This window comes from Comamonas sp. 23, assembly GCF_049601575.1.
Classification (GTDB): Bacteria; Pseudomonadota; Gammaproteobacteria; order Burkholderiales; family Burkholderiaceae_C; genus Comamonas; species Comamonas squillarum.
The window spans coordinates 4,329,689-4,348,297 of the sequence record NZ_CP187127.1 but is presented as its reverse complement, the minus strand read 5'-3'; the positions used below and the strand labels follow the sequence as shown (position 1 = coordinate 4,348,297).

The window sequence follows — 18,609 nt, the reverse complement described above, 5'->3', positions numbered from 1 at the left end:
CGAATTCCAGCTACGGAATAGGCTGAGCGGCAGCATCGGATCGTTCAGAGACCGTCAGAAGCAACCCATAGGGCTACGTGGATTGAGCCACCACGCCATCAGCCTTCACAGCACCGATCTCCGCCTCTCCCTGTGCTGCTACCGTGGCGGCACATCCCGATCGCCGCCCATCCCCTGGGCCAGGGTTCTGCAGAGGCCCCCCAGGTCTTTGCAAGAATTGTTACGATTCGCCTACCCGGCAGGCCTTTGCCGGGTGTTGCCGTCTCGCTTGGCCGTTTATGAATTCCTCGTCTCCCTCCTATGTCATTGGTATCGATCTGGGCACCAGCCACACGGTGGTGGCCTATGCACCACTGACGGGGACGGGCGAGGAGATTGCGCTGCTGACCCTTCCCCAGCGCAGCAGCGCAGGCGAGATACAGGCCCAAACGCTATTGCCCTCGGTGCGCTACCAAGCGGCAGAAGGCGAGCTGGGTGATGCCTGGCAGCAGCCCTGGCCCCCGCAAGGCGCGAGCGATGCAGCGCCGGCGGTGGTGGGCCGCTGGGCCCGGGATTTGGGCACGGCGGTGCCCAACCGCCTGGTGGCGAGCGCCAAAAGCTGGCTGTCGCACACGGGGGTGGACCGCAGCGCGGCCATCCTGCCCTGGGGCGCGGGTGACGAGGTCGCCAAGATATCGCCGCTAGCGGCATCGGCCTCCTACCTGGCCCATGTCAAGGCGGCCTGGGAGCAGGCGCATCCAGAGGCGCCGCTGGACGCGCAGATCGTGGTGCTGACGGTGCCGGCCTCGTTTGACGAGGGCGCGCGTGCGCTGACCCTGGAGGCCGCCCAGCTGGCGGGCCTGCCCCAGGTGCATTTGCTCGAAGAGCCCAAGGCCGCTTTCCACGACTGGCTGGTGCTGCAGGGGGAGCAGCTGGCCGCACGGCTGGCGGACAGCCGGTTGGTGCTGGTGGTCGATGTGGGTGGAGGCACGACCGACCTGACCTTGATCCAGGTCGAGTCCGCTGCCGATGGCGGCCTGCCCAGCCTGACGCGCACTGCCGTGGGCGAGCACCTGATGCTGGGCGGCGACAACATGGACCTGGCCCTGGCGCATCAGCTCGAACCCCAGTTTGCACCCGAGGGCCAGCGCCTGCCCGCTGCCCGTTTTGCGCAGCTGGTGCATCGCTGCCGCATCGCCAAGGAGCAGTTGCTGGCCGCCGATGCGCCCGAGCAGGTGGCGGTGACCCTGCTGGGCGGCGGCAGCCGGCTGCTGGCGCAAAGCAAGACCGCCCACCTGAGCCGCGCCCAGGTGCAGCAATGGGTGGTTGAAGGATTTTTGCCGCTGGCCGAGCGCAGCGCGGTGCCCGGCAAACGCCAGGGCGCCTTGCGCGGCTTTGGCCTGCCCTATCCGGCCGATGCGGCCATCACCCGGCACCTCGCGCAGTTCTTGGCGCAGCATGCGAGCAGTGGCGCGGCGCAGGCGCTGCCCGATACCGTGCTGCTCAATGGCGGCGTGTTCCATGCGCATGCGGTGGTGGAGCGGCTGACGCAGCAGTTGTCAGCCTGGCGCGGCGCGCCGGTGCGCGTGCTGCACAACCCGCACCCGGATTGGGCCGTGGCCCGGGGCGCGGCCGCCTATGGCCTGACCCGTTTTGCGCCCGAGCCTGAGCCAGCTGTAGCAATGCCCGCAACTGACGATGCAGCAGCGCCGCCTGCGGCCAGCCTGCGCAGCCGTTTGCCGCAGATTGGTGGCGGATCGGCCCGCAGCTACTGGCTGCTGCTGCCCGGTGCCCAAGGCGCAGCGCCCCAGGGTCTGTGCCTGCTGCCACGCGGCACGCAGGAAGGCGTGCGAATCGTTCTGTCGGGCCGGCGCTTTGCGCTCAAGCTGGGCCAGGCGGTGCGCTTTGACCTGCTGGCCAACAGCCTGCCCAGCCTGCCGGCCCAGGCCGGGCAGCTGGCAGCGTTGCAGGGGGAGGGTTGGGTAGAGCTGCCACCGCTCGCCACCGTGCTGCCCGCGCCCGAAGGCCAGAACAAGAGCCAGATCGAGGTGCAGCTGCAAGCCAGCATGACCGAAGTCGGCACCTTGGAGGTGCGCTGCCTGGCCGTCGATGACCCCCGCCAATCCTGGCTGCTGCCACTCAGCCTGCGCGGCGCCGTGCAGGCAGCGGATGACAGCGCAGCCACCAATGACAGTGCCGACGATGCACGGGCCAGCGCGCGCCGGGAGCAGGCGATTGCGCAGATCGACCGCATTTTTGGCAACCAGGCGCAGGCGGTGGACGCCAAGGAAGTACGCCAGCTGCGCCTGGTGCTGGAGCGGCTCTTGGGCCCGCGCACGAGCTGGGACCTGGCCCTGCTGCGGGCCATGTTTGATGCGCTGCTGGCGCGTGCCAAGCGCCGCCGCCGCACACCCGAGCATGAGCGCGCCTGGCTGAACCTGGCCGGCTGGTGCCTGCGCCCGGGCCTGGGCGCGCAGCTCGATGCCTGGCGCGTGGAGCAGGTCTGGGCGCTGTACCCGCAAGGCCTGGGCCATGGCAAGGAGCCGGGCAACTGGACGGAATGGTGGGTGTTCTGGCGCCGCGTTGCTGCCGGGCTGAATGAAGCGCAGCAGATGGAGCTGCTCGAAGATGTGGCCGGCCACATGCAAAAGGCCGTGCAGCAAACCGCCCGCAAGCGCGCCGATGGCAGTGGCGGCAAGAGTAGCCATGGCAGCTATGACGACATGCTGCGCCTGTTTGCCGCGATGGAGGCTGTCCCCTGGCAGTACCGCCAGGAGATGGGCCAGTGGATGCTGCAGCGCTTGAAGCGCGAGGGCGAAACCGTGCAGACCTGGTGGGCCATTGGCCGCCTGGCCGCCCGCCAGCCAATGGCCGCCAATGCGCACTTGGTGATGCCGCCTGCCGCAGCCCAGGAATTTGTGCAGGCCACGCTGGCCCAGGACTGGCGCCGCAACGAGACCGCCATGTTTGCTGCGCTGCAGATGGCGCGCATGACCGGCGACCGCGCCCGCGATCTGCCCGATGCGCTGCGCTCGGACGTGCTGGACAAGATGCGCAGTAGCGGCGCGCCCGAGCGCTGGATCACGATGGTGAGCCAGGTGGTGGAGATGGATGCCGAAGACCAGCAGCGCAGCCTGGGCGACAGCCTGCCGCCGGGGTTGGTGCTGCTGTAGGCCTAGCCGGGAAAGCGCTTAGGATGCAGCATCGCCTCCCATTTCTGAGCCTTTGTGATGTCCCATCCTTCTTCCCCCTTGGTCATTCGTCCGCTGGCCCTGTCTGACCTGACGGCGCTGCTGCAGCTCTACACCCATCTTCATCCGCAGGATGAGGCGCTGCCAGCGCAGGACCAAGTGCAGGCCATTTGGCAAGGCTTGCTGGAAGACCCACGCAACCACTATTTGGGTGGTTTTGTCGATGCACAGCTGGTCAGCAGCTGCCTGCTCGTCGTGATTCCCAACCTCACGCGCGGCTGCCGCCCTTATGGGCTGATCGAGAATGTGGTCACCGATGGCGGCCATCGCCAACGCGGCTACGGCAAGGCCTTGCTGCATGCGGCGCTGGACCGGGCCTGGGCCCAGCACTGCTACAAGGTGATGCTGATGACCGGCAGCAAGGAAGAGGCGACCCTGCGCTTTTATGCCAATGCCGGTTTTGACGGCAGCAGCAAGCAGGCCTTTGTCGCCAGGCCGCCGCAGTAGGGCGGGCGCGGCTGGCCTTCGCCATCCGAGCAGGATGGGCTCTTGGTTGGCGATAGCCAGGGCCCAGTGCGCAGCGGGCCGGCTGCGCAATGCAACAATGTCGCCATTTACCGACAAAGCCAATCCAAGGAGTGCCCCGGCCATGCAACAACAAAACCCCCATCACCACAAAGCGCAGGGCGCATGGCGTGCCGGCACCGCAGGCAAACGGCGTGTGCTGCTGGCGGCAACGGCTGCGCTGGCATGGGCAGCGGTGGGCGCTCCCCAGGCCTGGGCACAGGCCAGCACCGCCAACTGGCCGAGCAAGCCCATCACCTTTGTGGTGCCCCAGGCGCCCGGCGGTGCCAATGATGTGATTGCCCGCGCGATTGCGCAGGGCCTGGGCCAGTCGCTGGGGCAGCCGGTGATTGTGGAGAACCGGGCAGGGGCCAATGGCAATGTGGGCACCAGCCAGGTGGCGCGCAGCGCGGCCGATGGCTACACCTTTTTGGTGACCGCGCAAAGCGCCTACACGATCAACCCGGCGCTCTACAGCTCGGTGCCGTTTGACCCGATCAAGGATTTCACGCCGGTGATGCAGCTGGCAGTCGCCCCGTATTTGCTGGTGGTGAACCGGAATTTTCCGGCCAAGAACCTGGACGAACTGGTGGCCTATGCCAAGCAGCACCCCGGCAAGGTCGAGTACGCATCGGCCGGCAATGGCACCTTGAACCATTTGCTGGGCGAGATGCTGAAAAAGCAAAAGGGTGTGGACCTGCTGCATGTGCCCTACAAGGGCGCCTCGGCCGCTGCCACCGATGTGGTGGCCGGCCAGCTGCCGATGACCTTTGGCAGCTTTCCCGGCGTGATGCCCTTTGTCAGCAGCGGCAAGCTGCGGGTGCTGGGCGTGGCCTCGGACAAGCCCACGCAGCTCGCGCCCGAGATCGTGCCACTGGGCAAGGGCCTGGCTGTTACCAGCTGGTATGGGCTGTTTGCGCCGGCCGGCACGCCCGAGACCGTCGTCGTGCGCCTGCATGCCGCCATCACCAAGGTGCTGGCCACGCCGGTGATGACCGAGCGCCTGAAGACCTTGGGCGCCGAATCGGTGGTGTCCACGCCGCAGAGCTTCAAGGCCAGCCTGCCGGCCGAGCTGGCCTACTGGAAGCAGGTGGTGCAGGACTCGGGAGCGCACATTGACTGAACCCCAAGACTCGGCGCCGCTGGCCGCCTGCCAGCAACTGCCCGTGGTCGGCCTGCTGCCTGCGGGCCCGCGCAATGCGATCACCGATGTGGCGGGCCTGCGCCTGGGGCACTGCACGGTGGCCGATGGCGATCTGCAGACAGGGGTAACCGTGCTGATACCGCCGCTGGACAACCCCTTTATGCACAAATTGCCAGCGGGCCTGGCCGTTATCAATGGCTTTGGCAAAAGCGCCGGCCTGGTGCAACTGGCCGAGCTGGGCCAGATTGAAACGCCGATTGCGCTGACCAACACCTTTGGCGTCTCGGCCGTGGTGCAGGCGCAGATTGCGCAGTGCATTGCCGCCAACCCCGAATGCGGCCGCAGCCTGCCGACGGTGAATGCGCTGGTGCTGGAATGCAATGACGGTTACCTGAGCGATATCCAGCGCATGGCAGTGGGGCCGGAACACTACCAGGCGGCGCTGGACAGAGCCTCACCCGAAGTAGTGCAGGGCGCGGTGGGCGCGGGCCGGGGCATGTCGAGCTTTCAGCTCAAGGGCGGCATCGGCAGCGCATCGCGCCTGGTCACACTGGGCGAGCAGCGCTATACCGTGGGCGCGCTGGTGCTGGCCAATATGGGCAAGCTGGCCGATCTGCGCTGGGGCGGCCAGGCGGTGGGCGCGGCGCTGGAGCGGCGTCTGCAGGCCAAGCTGGCGGCGGGCATACCAGCTGGCAGCGCAGCGGGCGATGGCGTCGACAAAGGCAGCATCATCATGCTGCTGGCCACCGATGCGCCGCTGGACAGCCGCCAGCTCAGCCGCGTGGCGCGGCGTGCCGCTGCCGGCCTGGCCAATACGGGATCCTGCTACGGCCACGGCAGCGGCGATATTGCGCTGGCGTTCTCGACCGCCTACACCGTGCCGGCCGATGCGGCCGCGCCGATGCCGGCGCTGGCGATGCTGCATGAGGCGCAGCTCGACCCGCTGTTCCGCGCGGCGGCGGATGCGGTGGAGCAATCGATTTTGAATGCGCTGTGGCATGCGCAGAGCGTGCAAGGGCGTGACGGCCACCAGCGTTGGGGTCTGCAAGAACTGTGCAAGGACTGAGGCGATGAAAGTACTGATTTCTGTCGATATCGAAGGCGTGGCCGGTGTCTACCACCCCGAGCAGGTGCGAGCGGGCAACCCCGAGTATGAGCGCGCGCGCCGCCTGATGGCCCAGGAGGCCAATGCCGCCGTCGAAGGCGCTTTTGCCGCTGGCGCGCTCGAGGTCTATGTCAATGACTCGCATGGCGGCTTTCGCAATATGCCGCCCGATCTGCTCGATGCGCGCGCCCAGGTCATCCAGGGCAAACCGCGCTACCTGAGCATGGTCGCTGGCGTGGAGCTGGGGGTGGAAGCGGTCTGCATGGTCGGCTACCACTCACGCGCGCAGGGCCGGGGCATTCTGGCCCACACGATCAACAGCTTTGCGTTTGCCAGCATCCATATCAATGGGCAGGAGGCCAGCGAGGCCAGCCTTTACGGCGCCTTGGCAGGCGCCTATGGCGCGCCGGTGGTGATGCTGGCTGGCGATGATGTGCTGCGCGAGGAGAACCAGGCGATCTTCCCGCAGGCGGTGTTTGTACAGACCAAGCGCGCCACCGGCCAGGGCAGCGGCATCAGCCTCTCGCCTGAGCAGGCGCAAAAAGCCATCCGCGCCGGGGTGGAGCAGGGCCTGGCCGGGCGCGGGCGCTGCCAGCCACTGCACACCGCCAGCCCGGTGCAGGTGCAGATTGTCGCCACCTCGCCCGGCATGGCCGATCTGTTCTGCCAGTGGCCGACGCTGGAGCGGGTCGATGGCCGCACGGTACGTTTTAGCGCGCCGGACATCGAATCGGCGGTGCGCATGACCAATTGCCTCTCGGCCATGTCCAGCATGCTGCGCTGAGCGGCGCTGGGGCAGGCCCCCGGCTGGCATGGCATGAAACCTGCTGGGTAGAGCGCTCAACATCGGTGGTGCGCGTTTATGAAGTCTTCCCTGCATTTTCTGGTCGCTGCTCGCCAGCATGAGATGGCCGCGCTGGAGCAGCTGGGTAAGGCCTGCTCGCTGGTGGTAGCGATGTCCTCGCTGGTGCATGCGCTGCAAAAGGAGCGCGGGCTGTCGAACATGGTGCTGGCCAGCGGCGGCGCGCAGGGCGCCGAGCTGCTGGCGCCCCAGCGCCTGCTGGCGGATGCGCAGATCGCCCACGTGCGCGATGAGCTCGATCGCCTGGGCCCACACCCCTCCGGCGGCAGCGGCGCGCGGCTGTGCAATGCGATTGCCTATACCTTGCAAGGCGTGGCGGCGCTGCCTGCGCTGCGCGCCCAGGTGCAGGCCGGGCGGCTCACGCCCTCCGCCTGTACCGACGCCTTTGCGCGCCTGATTGCCGGCTGTCTGTCCGTCGTGTTTGAGGCGGCCGACAGCGCCAATGAGCCCGAGATATCGCGCATGCTGGTGGCCCTGTTTCACCTGATGCAGGGCAAGGAGCTGGCCGGGCAGGAGCGCGCCTGCGGCACCAGCGCCTTTGCCTCAGGCCAGCTGCAGCCCAGTGCCCGGGCGCAGTGGCTGCATTTGATCGAGTCGCAGGAGCGCTGTTTTGAGGTGTTTGCCAGCCTGGCCACGCCGCGCGTGCTGGTGCTGTGGCAGGCCCATATGGCGGGCGACACCGACATGGCGGCGGTGGAGCGCATGCGCCGCGTGGCCCATACCGCGAGCGGATCGAGCCTGAGCCGCAGCTGGAGCGCCGACTGGTTTGCCGCCTGCAGCCACCGGCTCGATGCCTTGCATGGGGTGGAGACCTTGGTCGCGCAGGAGCTGCAGGTGCTGTGCCTGCACAAGCTGCAGGCGCAGGAACAAGCGCTGGCGGCCTTGCAGGCGTTGCCACCGGGCGCTGAACCTGCCCAAGAGGGCGCAGAGGGCGCTGAGGGCAGCGAAGCCGGCATGGCCTTTTTTGAGGCCTCGGCACCGCCCGATACCTGGTCGCTCGATGCCGTGGGCGCGCCGGCGCTGGGGCGCGATATCCTGTCGCTGGTGCAGCAGCAATCGCAGCGGCTGCAGACCATGCAGAGCCAGATCCAGGAGGCGCGCACTGCGCTGCACGAGCGCAAGACCCTGGAGCGCGCCAAGGGTCTGCTGATGGCCCAGCACCAGCTCAGCGAGAGCGATGCCTACCAGCTGCTGCGCCAGACGGCGATGAACCAGAACAAGCGCATGCTGGAGGTGGCCGAGGCCGTGCTGGCGATGGCGGCCTTGGTGCCCCAAGCCCCTGCAGCGCCCGCAGGCCCTGCTGCAGCTGAGCGCTAGCAGCTTTCCGCCCGCGCACCAAAGCATGGCAGCCGTTGGCCCGCAGGCTGCTGCAATGCACCATTGCAGGGATCCGGGCCGGTGTGCAGCGCCGGCCCAGGTTGGCTCTTCAGAGGGAAGCACTGCAATTTTTGAATTGGCATGGAATATGCATTGATCTTCCCAACCAGGCCAAAGGCGGCCTGTTTCCGGTAATCGCGAGTTATTTCGGGACAACGGCGTCCCTTTCCTGATGGTGCAAGCCCTCAGCGAAAGGACGCCGTTTTTTGTTTTTGGAATCTGCAACGCCTTCGATGGAGTTTGACAAGAATGACGATACGCCCCACCCCTGACACCGCCCCGGCGGCAGAGGCTTCGCCCGCTTCTTCGCCGCTGGCCGGCCGCCGTCAGTTCTTGCGCCATGGCGCCCAGGCAGCGGCAGCCACCTTTGTCTACAGCGCGCTGGGCCACCAGGGCGTCTGGGCCGCCGGCTCGGATGCGCCGGAGAAAAAAGAGGTCAATATCGGCTTTATCCCGCTGACCGACTGCGCCAGCGTGGTGATGGCCTCGGTGCTGGGCCTGGACCAGAAGTACGGCGTCAAGATCACGCCGACCAAGGAAGCGAGCTGGGCCGGCGTGCGCGACAAGCTGGTCAATGGCGACCTGGACTTTGCCCATGTGCTCTATGGCCTGGTCTATGGCGTGCAGCTGGGCGTGGGCAGCCCGCAAAAGGACATGGCGGTGCTGATGACGCTCAACCGCAATGGCCAGGCGATCACCCTGTCCAAGAAGCTGGCCGACAAGGGCGCCGTCGATGCGGCGTCACTGGCCAAGCTGATGGGCGCGGAAAAGCGCGAATACACCTTTGCGCAGACCTTTCCGACCGGCACCCATGCGATGTGGCTGTACTACTGGCTGGCGAGCGCGGGCATCCACCCGCTCAAGGATGCGAAAGTGATCACCGTGCCGCCGCCGCAGATGGTGGCCAATATGCGCGTGGGCAATATGGATGGCTTTTGCGTGGGCGAGCCCTGGGGTCACCGCGCGATCATGGATGGCATCGGCATCACGGCCATCACCACCCAGGACATCTGGCGCGACCACCCGGAAAAGGTGCTGGGCTGCACGCAGGACTTTGTCAGCCGCCACCCCAACACCGCGCGCGCGGTGACCATGGCGATTCTGGAGGCGGGCCGCTGGATCGATGCCAGCTTGCAGAACAAGCAGAAGATGGCCGAGACCATTGCCGGCAAGGCCTATGTGAACACCAGCGTCGATGCCATCAACCAGCGCATTCTGGGCCGCTACCAAAATGGCCTGGGCAAGACCTGGGACGACCCCAACCACATGAAGTTTTTTGCCGAGGGCGAGGCCAGCTACCCCTACCTGTCCGATGGCATGTGGTTCCTCACCCAGCACAAGCGCTGGGGTTTGCTCAAGAGCCACCCCGACTACCTGGCTGTGGCCAAGAAGATCAACCAGACCGCCCTGTACAAGGAAGCGGCTGCGCAGCTGAAGATCGCCGTGCCCAAGTCGGACATGCGCAGCAGCCCGCTGATCGACGGCAAGGTCTGGGATGGCTCGGACCCCGCCAAGTACGCCGACAGCTTTGCCATCAAGGCCTGACAAGGAGAGCCCCATGCCCGCTGCATTGCGAGAGAGTGTTTCGCCCCTGCCCACGCCGGCCCCGGCCGAGCGCAAAGTGTTGTCCATCCATGAGCACATGGCGCGGAGTTTGCCGGTGGTAGCGGGCAGCCAGCCTGCTGCTGCCACGCCTGCCGTGCCTGCCGCCGCCAAGCGCGATATGGCTGCCCTTTGGCAGCAGCGCTTTGGCGCGCTGGTGCAAAGCCTGCTGCCGCCGGTGCTGGGCTTTGGCCTGCTGCTGGTGCTGTGGTCCATCGTCGCCCAGGGCAACCCCGGCATTCCGGGCCCGCAGGAGACCTGGGCCCAGGCGCAGGAGATCTTCCGCGATCCCTTCTACCGCAACGGCCCCAATGACCAGGGCGTGGGCTGGAATGTGCTGGCCTCGCTGCAGCGGGTGAGCATCGGCTTTGGGCTGGCGGCACTGGTCGGCATTCCGCTGGGCTTTGTCATTGGCCGCTTTGACTTTCTCTCGCGCATGTTCAACCCGGTGATCAGCCTGCTGCGCCCGGTGTCGCCGCTGGCCTGGCTGCCCATTGGCCTGCTGGTGTTCAAGGGCGCGAACCCGGCGGCAATCTGGACCATCTTTATCTGCTCGATCTGGCCGATGGTGATCAACACGGCGGTGGGCGTGCAGCGCGTGCCGCAGGACTATATGAATGTGGCGCGGGTGCTGAACCTGAGCGAATGGAAGATTGCCACGACCATCCTCTTCCCCGCCGTGCTGCCCTATATGCTGACGGGCGTGCGCCTGGCAGTCGGCACCGCCTGGCTGGTGATCGTCGCTGCTGAGATGCTGACCGGTGGCGTGGGCATTGGCTTCTGGGTCTGGGACGAGTGGAACAACCTCAATGTCAAGAACATCATCATTGCGATCTTTGTCATCGGCCTGGTCGGCCTGCTGCTGGAATGGGCGCTGATCCGCCTGGCCTCGGCATTCACTTTTGAGGAGGTCAAGGCATGACGCCCAATACGCCCAACATTCCCGCGACGCCCCAGGGCAAGTACATCGAGATCCAGCAGGTGGCGCAAAGCTTCAAGACCGCCAAGGGCCTGTTCCAGGCGCTGCAGGGCATCAACCTGGAGATTGCCCAGGGCGAGTTTGTCAGCCTGATCGGCCACTCGGGCTGCGGCAAATCGACCTTGCTGAACCTGATTGCCGGCCTCACCAGCCCCAGCGAAGGCACCTTGCTCTGCGCCAACCGCGAGATCAAGGGGCCGGGGCCGCAACGTGCCGTGGTGTTCCAGAACCATTCGCTGCTGCCCTGGCTCACCTGCTGGGCCAATGTACACCTGGCGGTGGAGCGGGTGTTTGGCGGGCGTGAGCGCAAGGCCCAGTTGGCTGCGCGTACCGATGCCGCGCTGGCACTGGTGGGCCTCACCCATGCAGCGCACAAGCGCCCCGGCGAGATATCGGGCGGCATGAAGCAGCGCGTGGGCATTGCCCGGGCGCTGTCGATGGAGCCGCAGGTGCTCTTGATGGACGAGCCCTTTGGCGCCCTCGATGCCTTGACCCGCGCCAAGCTGCAGGACGAGCTGCTGGAGATCGTTGCGCGCACGCGCAGCACCGTGGTGATGGTGACCCATGATGTGGACGAAGCCGTGCTGCTGTCCGACAAGATCGTGATGATGACCAATGGTCCTGCTGCGACGATTGGCGAGGTGCTGCCGGTGCCCTTGGCCCGCCCGCGCAACCGGGTCGCCTTGGCCGAGGATGCGCAGTACCAGGCCTGCCGCAAGGCGGTGATCGACTTTCTCTACACCCGCCAGGCCCATGTGGAGAAGGTGGCCTGATAAAGCCTACTTAGCTAGCAACAGGCGCTCTATATGGAGCGCCTTTTTTGTGCACGCAAATGAGGCGAGGCGGCGCCTGAGCCGCACAAAAAATGTGCAGCGCTGAGTTCGGCTGCTGGGCGCTCCCCGCATGTCAACTTGGTATGGAACTTGCATAGTCCTTGGCGTGGCCATGGCGGCCACCGGGTGGCGGTGCACAGTGGCGCTGCCGTCCAAAGACAAAGACGTCTATGCGCGCATGCCTGGCATGCGGCGCCTAGACGTCTTTTTTTTTGTGCTGCCCACGGGAAACGCTATGAAAAAAATCAAGTTGGTCATGGTTGGCAACGGTATGGCGGGTGTGCGTGCGCTCGAAGAGCTGCTGGCGCTGGCGCCGGATCTGTACGAGATAACGGTATTTGGCGCAGAGCCCCACCCCAACTACAACCGCATCCTGCTGTCGCCAGTGCTTGCGGGCGAGCAGACCCTGGATGACATCGTGCTCAACGACTGGCGCTGGTACGAGACGCATGGCGTGCGCCTGCATGCCGGCTGCACGGTGCATGCGGTGGACCGCGCCCGCCGCGTGGTGCATGCCCGCAATGCCGATGGTGAGGCGGTGACGGCCGACTACGACCGGCTGATTCTGGCGACCGGCTCCAACCCCTTCATGCTGCCCATTGCCGGCAAGGAGCTGCAGGGCGTGCTGGCCTACCGCGATATTGCCGATACCCAGGCGATGATCGATGCGGCCCAGCACTGGCGCCATGCAGTGGTCATTGGCGGCGGCCTGCTCGGGCTGGAAGCGGCCAACGGCCTGATGAAGCGCGGCATGCAGGTGGCGGTGGTGCATGCCGGTGAGTGGCTGATGGAGCGCCAGCTCGATGATCAGGCTGGGCAGCTGCTGAAGAAATCGCTGATCGAGCGGGGCATGCAGTTTTTCATGCAGGCGCAGACGCAGGAGCTGCTGGGCAATGCCGAAGGCCGGGTGCGCGCGCTGCGCTTTGCCGATGGCCGCGAGATCGACGCCGATCTGGTGGTGATGGCCGTCGGCATCCGCCCCAACACGGCGCTGGCCGAGGCCATGCACCTGCATGTGAACCGGGGCATTGTCGTCAGCGACACCATGCAGACCATCACCGACCCGCGCATCTATGCGGTGGGCGAGTGCGCGGCGCACCGGGGCATTGCCTACGGGCTGGTGGCGCCTTTGTTTGAGCAGGGCAAGGTGCTGGCCAACCACCTGGCCGAGATGGGCATTGGCCGCTACCAGGGCTCGCTCACCTCCACCAAGCTCAAGGTCACCGGCATTGACCTGTTCTCGGCCGGGGATTTTCAGGGCGGGGAGGGCACCGAGCAGATCGTGCTGAGCGACCCCTACTCAGGCGTCTATAAAAAGCTGGTGATCAAGGAAGACCGGCTGGTGGGCGCGTGCCTCTATGGCGACACGGTCGATGGCAGCTGGTACTTCAAGCTGCTGCGCGAAGGCCGCAGCGTGGCCGATATCCGCGACAAGCTGATGTTTGGCGAATCCAACCTGGGCGATGCCGGCCACCAGGGCCAGAACAAGGCCGTCGCACTGGCCGATGGCGACGAGGTCTGCGGCTGCAATGGCGTGAGCAAGGGTGCCATCTGCAAGGCCATCAAGGACAAGGGCCTGTTCACCCTGGACGAGGTGCGCAAGCACACCAAGGCCAGTGCCAGCTGCGGCTCCTGCACCGGCCTCGTAGAGCAGATCATCATGTTCACCGTCGGTGGCGACTATTCGGCATCGCCCAAGACCAAACCGATGTGCAGCTGCACGGAGCACGGCCACCAGGCGGTGCGCGATGCGATCCGCGAGCACCGGCTGCTGACGACTGACAGCGTCTTTCGCTTTATGGAATGGAAGACGCCCAATGGCTGCGCCAGCTGCCGCCCGGCCATCAACTACTACCTGATCAGCACCTGGCCCAAGGAGGCGCGCGATGATCCGCAAAGCCGCTTTATCAATGAGCGCAGCCACGCCAATATCCAAAAGGACGGCACCTACAGCGTGATCCCGCGCATGTGGGGGGGCGAGACCACGGCCGCCGAGCTGCGCCGCATTGCCGATGTGGTGGACAAGTACCAGATCCCCACCGTGAAGGTGACCGGCGGCCAGCGCATTGACCTGCTGGGCGTGAAAAAGGAAGACCTGCAAGGGGTGTGGAACGACATAGGCATGCCCTGCGGCCATGCCTATGCCAAGGCGCTGCGCACCGTCAAGACCTGTGTGGGCAGCGAGTGGTGCCGCATGGGCACGCAGGACAGCACGCAGATGGGCAAGGACCTCGAACGCGCGATGTGGCGCATGTATGCGCCGCACAAGGTGAAGTTTGCCGTCAGCGGCTGCCCGCGCAACTGCGCCGAATCGGGCATCAAGGATGTCGGCATCATCGGCGTGGATTCGGGCTGGGAGATGTACATCGCGGGGAACGGCGGCATCAAGACCGAGGTGGCGCACTTTCTCACCAAGCTCAAGACCGCCGAGGAGGTGCTGGAGTACACCGGCGCCTTCATGCAGCTGTACCGGCTGGAGGGCTGGTACCTGGAGCGCACGGTGCACTACGTGAGCCGCGTGGGGCTCGACCATGTCAAGCGCCGCATCCTGGACGATGCCGCTGGCCGCCAGGCGCTGTGGGCCCAGCTGCAGCAGGCGCTGGAAGGCGAGCCCGACCCCTGGTTCGAGACCGACAAGGCGGCTGTGGATCTGCGCCAGTTCCAGCCGCTGCCGGTGCTGCCCCCACTGCAGGCTACGCCTGCGCTGCCAGCCCTTTCCTCACCCCTCACCACCGCCGGCGCATGATGCTGCGCCACCAGGAGACCGACATGAATGAATGGATCACCATCTGCGCCATCGATGAGATTCCGGTGCTGGGCGCCCGCCGCGTCGCCCGCGCCCAGGGCCTGGATGTGGCGGTATTCCGCACCGCCAGCGGCGAGGTGTTTGCGCTGCTCGACCGCTGCCCGCACAAAGGCGGGCCCTTGTCGCAAGGCCTGGTGTTTGGCAGCAGCGTGGCCTGCCCCTTGCACAACTGGACGATTGCACTGGCCACCGGCGAGGCCGCTGCCCCCGATGAGGGCTGTACCCCGCGCTTTGCGGTACGGCTGGAGGGCAGCGCGGTACAGCTGCGCGCCGATGAGCTGGCCGGGCATGCGCTGGCGCAGACCCGGCCTGTAGCAGGGCCGGTGGGCCTGGGGCGCTGCGGTTCTGCCGCCTCCAGTTGCAGCCCGTCGCCATCCTCCGTGGCCGCTTAAGGCTGCCCCACCGGACGGAGCCGCCCATGCAAGAGACCCGATCGACCTGTCCCTATTGCGGCGTGGGCTGCGGCGTGATCATCACGTCCGACGGCCAGCAGATCACCGCCGTGCGCGGCGACCCGGCGCACCCTGCCAACCTGGGCAAGCTCTGCACCAAGGGCAGCAGCCTGCACCTGACGGCAGCGCCCGCGCTGGCGCGGCAAAGCCGCTTGCTGCAGCCGATGCAGCGCCTGCAGCGCGGCGCCGCACCCGAGGCCCGCAGCTGGGACACGGCGCTGGACAGCCTGGCTGCCCAGCTGCTGCAGATCCGCGCCGACCATGGCCCCGATGCGCTGGGCTTTTACCTGAGCGGCCAGTTGCTGACCGAGGACTACTATGTGTTCAACAAGCTGGTCAAAGGCTTGCTGGGCACCAACAACCTGGACACCAACTCGCGCCTGTGCATGAGCAGTGCGGTGGCCGGCTACAAGGCCACCCTGGGCGCGGATGCGCCACCGGCCTGCTACGAAGACATCGACCTGGCCGGCTGCCTGTTCATCAGCGGCAGCAATATGGCCTGGGCGCACCCGATCCTGTTCCGGCGCGTGGAAGAGGCCAAGGCGCGCCATCCCGAGCGCAAGATCATCGTTGTTGACCCGCGCCGCACCGAGACCGCCGAGCTGGCCGATCTGCACCTGGCCTTGCAGCCGGGCACCGATGTGATGCTCTGCCACGGCCTCTTGCACATCATGCTGGCCCAGGGCTGGGCCGATGCGGCCTTTGTCGATGCGCACACCAGCGGCTTTGCGCAGCTGCATGCGATCGTGCGCGAAGCGACGCCGGAACGCGTGGCCCAGGTCTGCGGCCTGGCGCTGGCAGATCTCTACCTGGCCGCCCAATGGTTGGCCTGGGGCGGGGCCGATGCGCCGGGCAGCAATAGCGAGCGCCAGCCCACGCTCAGCCTGTACTGCCAGGGGCTCAACCAAAGCAGCAGCGGCACGGCCAACAATGCGGCGCTGATCAACCTGCACCTGGCCACCGGCCAGATCGGCAAGCCCGGCGCCGGCCCCTTGTCCTTGACCGGCCAGCCCAATGCGATGGGCGGGCGCGAGGTGGGCGGCCTGTCCAACCTGCTCAGCGCCCACCGCGACATGGCCAACCCGCAGCACCGGGCCGAGGTGGCCCAGCACTGGGGCGTGGATGCGGTGCCGGCGCTGCCAGGCAAATCGGCGCTGGAAATGTTCGAGGCCGCAGCCGATGGCCAGATCAAGGCCTTGTGGATTGCCTGCACCAACCCGGCGCAAAGCCTGCCCGAGCAGGCCATGGTGCGCCGTGCGCTGGAGCGGGCCGAGCTGGTGGTGGTGCAGGAGGCCTTTGCCCAGACCGAGACGACGGCCTACGCCGACTGGCTGCTGCCCGCCACCACCTGGGGCGAGAAACTGGGCACGGTCACCAACAGCGATCGCCGCATATCGCGGGTGCGCGCTGCGGTGGCCGCGCCCGGCCAGGCGCGCCATGACTGGCAGATTGGCGTGCAGCTTGCCCAGCGGCTCGAGCGCCATCTGCGCCCTGGCCGCCCCAGCCTGTTTGCCTATGACACCGAGCAGGCCGAGCGCGGCTGCGAAGCCATCTGGATGGAGCACCGCGACAGCACGCGCGGGCGCGACCTGGACATCACGGGCCTGAGCTGGGCGCTGCTGGAAGCGCAAGGCCCGCAGCAGTGGCCGCTGCCCAGCGGCGCGGCCCAAGGGCGCCAGCGCCTCTACAGCGATGGCCGGTTTGCCACCGGCGATGGCCGCGCGCGCTTTGATGCCCAGCCCTGGAAGCCGGTGGCGGTGCCGCGCGATGCGCAGTTCCCCTTCAGCCTCAACACGAGCCGGCTGCGTGACCAGTGGCATGGCATGAGCCGCACCGGTCAGCTCGGCCGCCTGTTTGCTCAGGCCAGCGAGCCCAGCGTGCAGGCCCACCCGCAGGACATGTGCCGGCTGCAGCTGCATGACGGCGACCTGGTGCAGCTGCACAGCCGCTACGGCAGCCTGGTGGTGCCGGTGCAAGCCGATGCCGGCCTGCAGCCCGCGCAGCTGAATCTGCCGATGCACTGGGGCAGCATGCACCTGAGCGGCAGCACGGTGGACGGCCAGCGCCTGGCAGGGGTGAATGCACTGACCACACCCGAGCGCTGCCCGCGCTCCAAGCAGCCCGAGTTGAAGCATGTGGCGGTGCAGCTGGAAAAAGCCGAGCTGCCCTGGCAGTGCCTGGGCATGGCCTGGCTCGATGACCGCCAGGTGCTGGCCACGCGCCAGGCGCTGGCGGCCTTGATGGGCGAGTTTGACTTTGCCAGCAGCGTGCTGTTTGGCCGGGCCGTGCCGCTCGATGGCGCTGCCGGTCAGGGGCGCAATGGCGTGCAGTTCCGCGCTGCTGCGCGCCAGGCGCCGCCGGCGGCCTTGCTGGCGCGTTTGCAGCAGCTGCTGCAGCTCGATGGCCCGCAGACCCTGCGCTATGCTGATGCGCAGCGCCAGTGCAGCCGCGCCATCGCCATGGGCGAGCAGGCGGGCGAGCCGGTGCTGCAGGCCTTTTTGCTCTGCGGCGATGCCAGTGCCGGCCAGTGGCTGGCGCCGGTGCTGCGCGATGAGCAACCCACGCGCAGCTTTGGCCGCCTGCTGTTGGCCTCGGGCAGCCAGGCGCCAGCTGCTTTGCCGACCCGTGCGCGCCAGGTCTGCGCCTGCATGAATGTGGACGAGGCCGCCATTGGCGAGGCCCTGGCCACGATGGATGGCGCGCCGGAGCAGCGCCTGCTGCAGCTCAAAAACACGCTGGGCTGCGGCACACGCTGCGGCTCCTGCATTCCCCAACTCAAGCAGCTGGTGCAGCGCGTGGCCCCAGCCGCATTGGCGCCTTCTGTTTGATGCTCTTGAAAGGTCTTGCCATGCATGCCATTGCCACCACTCCCTTTGTCGCCGGCCGCTGCTACCTGGTAGGAGCCGGCCCCGGCGACCCCGAGCTGCTGACGCTGCGCGCCTGGCGCGCGATCCAGGCGGCCACCTTGCTGCTGGTGGATGACCTGGTCTCCGCCGACATCGTGGCGCTGGCACCGGCTGCCACCCGCACCATCTATGTGGGCAAGCGCGGCGGCCGGGCCAGCACCTCGCAGGCTTTTATCGAAAAGCTGATGGTGATGGCCGCCCGCCAGGGCGAGACGGTGGTGCGCCTCAAAGGGGGCGACCCCTTTATCTTTGGCCGGGGCGGTGAGGAGGTCGCGCACCTGCAGGCCCAGGGGGTGCAGGTGGAAGTCATCAACGGCATCACCTCGGGCCTGGCTGCCGCCACCAGCCTGGGTGTGCCGCTGACCCACCGCGACTATGCCCACGGCGTGGTCTTTGTGACCGGCCATGCCAAGCCCGGTGGCGCGCCTCTGGATTGGCGGCAGCTGGGGGCGACGGCAGAGGCGATGTCTCTTAGCTTGGTGGTGTACATGGGGGTGGCGGCAGCTCCTTTGATCGAAGCGGGCTTGCTGGCCGGTGGCCTGGCGCGGGATACGCCGGTGGCCTTGGTGCAGAACGCCAGTTTGCCGAGTCAGCGGGCGGTGTTGACGTCCTTGTCTTGTTTGGTGAGTTGTTTGCAGGGGAGTGGGTTGGGGAGTCCTTGCATGATGGTGATTGGTCGGGTGGCTGGGTTGGCGGATGCCAGTCTGTTGTGGCAAGGGTTGGTTGAGCCTCTTGAGCGGCAGGCTTGATTTTTTGTTTTTCGGCAGCGCTTGTTTATTGGCTCTGGTTACTACTGGCGTAGGGCAGCT

General features: G+C 66.8%; 13 protein-coding genes. All 13 read left to right on the top strand.

Going from position 1 to position 18,609, the window contains the following annotated elements; translation table 11 throughout:
- Nucleotides 1-278 precede the first annotated feature (278 nt).
- Nucleotides 279-3,152, top strand: a complete 2,874-nt coding sequence (locus ACPEE1_RS19600) for an Hsp70 family protein (RefSeq protein WP_182345001.1) — start codon at nt 279-281, stop codon at nt 3,150-3,152.
- 57 nt (nt 3,153-3,209) lie between these two features.
- Nucleotides 3,210-3,677, top strand: a complete 468-nt coding sequence (locus tag ACPEE1_RS19595; RefSeq protein WP_116924529.1) for a GNAT family N-acetyltransferase — start codon at nt 3,210-3,212, stop codon at nt 3,675-3,677.
- A 142-nt stretch (nt 3,678-3,819) separates the two neighbouring features.
- Entirely contained in the window at nt 3,820-4,857 is a 1,038-nt protein-coding gene (locus ACPEE1_RS19590) for a tripartite tricarboxylate transporter substrate binding protein (RefSeq protein ID WP_423934514.1), read from the top strand.
- Entirely contained in the window at nt 4,850-5,944 is a 1,095-nt protein-coding gene (locus ACPEE1_RS19585) for a P1 family peptidase (protein WP_260718876.1), read from the top strand. Before ACPEE1_RS19590 ends, ACPEE1_RS19585 begins: the two co-directional genes overlap by 8 nt.
- 4 nt (nt 5,945-5,948) lie before the next feature.
- A complete protein-coding gene (locus tag ACPEE1_RS19580; RefSeq protein ID WP_116924531.1) occupies nt 5,949-6,767 on the top strand; it encodes a M55 family metallopeptidase in 819 nt (272 codons plus the stop codon).
- Between the two features lie 78 nt (nt 6,768-6,845).
- Entirely contained in the window at nt 6,846-8,162 is a 1,317-nt protein-coding gene (locus tag ACPEE1_RS19575) for a nitrate regulatory protein (protein ID WP_182345003.1), read from the top strand.
- Nucleotides 8,163-8,471: 309 nt separating this feature from the next.
- Nucleotides 8,472-9,767, top strand: a complete 1,296-nt coding sequence (locus ACPEE1_RS19570; RefSeq protein ID WP_182345004.1) for a CmpA/NrtA family ABC transporter substrate-binding protein — start codon at nt 8,472-8,474, stop codon at nt 9,765-9,767.
- A gap of 97 nt (nt 9,768-9,864) precedes the next feature.
- Nucleotides 9,865-10,746 (top strand): nitrate ABC transporter permease, encoded by an 882-nt coding sequence (gene ntrB / locus ACPEE1_RS19565; RefSeq protein WP_182345565.1) that lies wholly within the window; start codon nt 9,865-9,867, stop codon nt 10,744-10,746.
- The gene (locus tag ACPEE1_RS19560) at nt 10,743-11,576 is read left to right on the top strand and encodes an ABC transporter ATP-binding protein (protein WP_116924534.1); all 834 of its coding nucleotides are present in this window, start codon (nt 10,743-10,745) and stop codon (nt 11,574-11,576) included. Before ntrB ends, ACPEE1_RS19560 begins: the two co-directional genes overlap by 4 nt.
- A 295-nt stretch (nt 11,577-11,871) precedes the next feature.
- Entirely contained in the window at nt 11,872-14,382 is a 2,511-nt protein-coding gene (nirB, locus tag ACPEE1_RS19555; RefSeq protein WP_116924535.1) for a nitrite reductase large subunit NirB, read from the top strand.
- Nucleotides 14,383-14,405: 23 nt separating this feature from the next.
- Complete coding sequence (gene nirD, locus ACPEE1_RS19550) at nt 14,406-14,834, top strand: nitrite reductase small subunit NirD (protein ID WP_116924886.1); 429 nt, start codon at nt 14,406-14,408, stop codon at nt 14,832-14,834.
- Nucleotides 14,835-14,860: 26 nt separating this feature from the next.
- Nucleotides 14,861-17,722 carry a nitrate reductase gene (locus ACPEE1_RS19545; RefSeq protein ID WP_182345006.1) on the top strand — a complete coding sequence of 954 codons (2,862 nt, stop codon included), beginning with the start codon at nt 14,861-14,863 and terminating at the stop codon, nt 17,720-17,722.
- A 20-nt stretch (nt 17,723-17,742) separates the two neighbouring features.
- Nucleotides 17,743-18,549: a uroporphyrinogen-III C-methyltransferase gene (cobA, locus tag ACPEE1_RS19540; protein ID WP_116924537.1), complete on the top strand. Its 807-nt coding sequence runs from the start codon at nt 17,743-17,745 to the stop codon at nt 18,547-18,549.
- Nucleotides 18,550-18,609 lie beyond the last annotated feature (60 nt).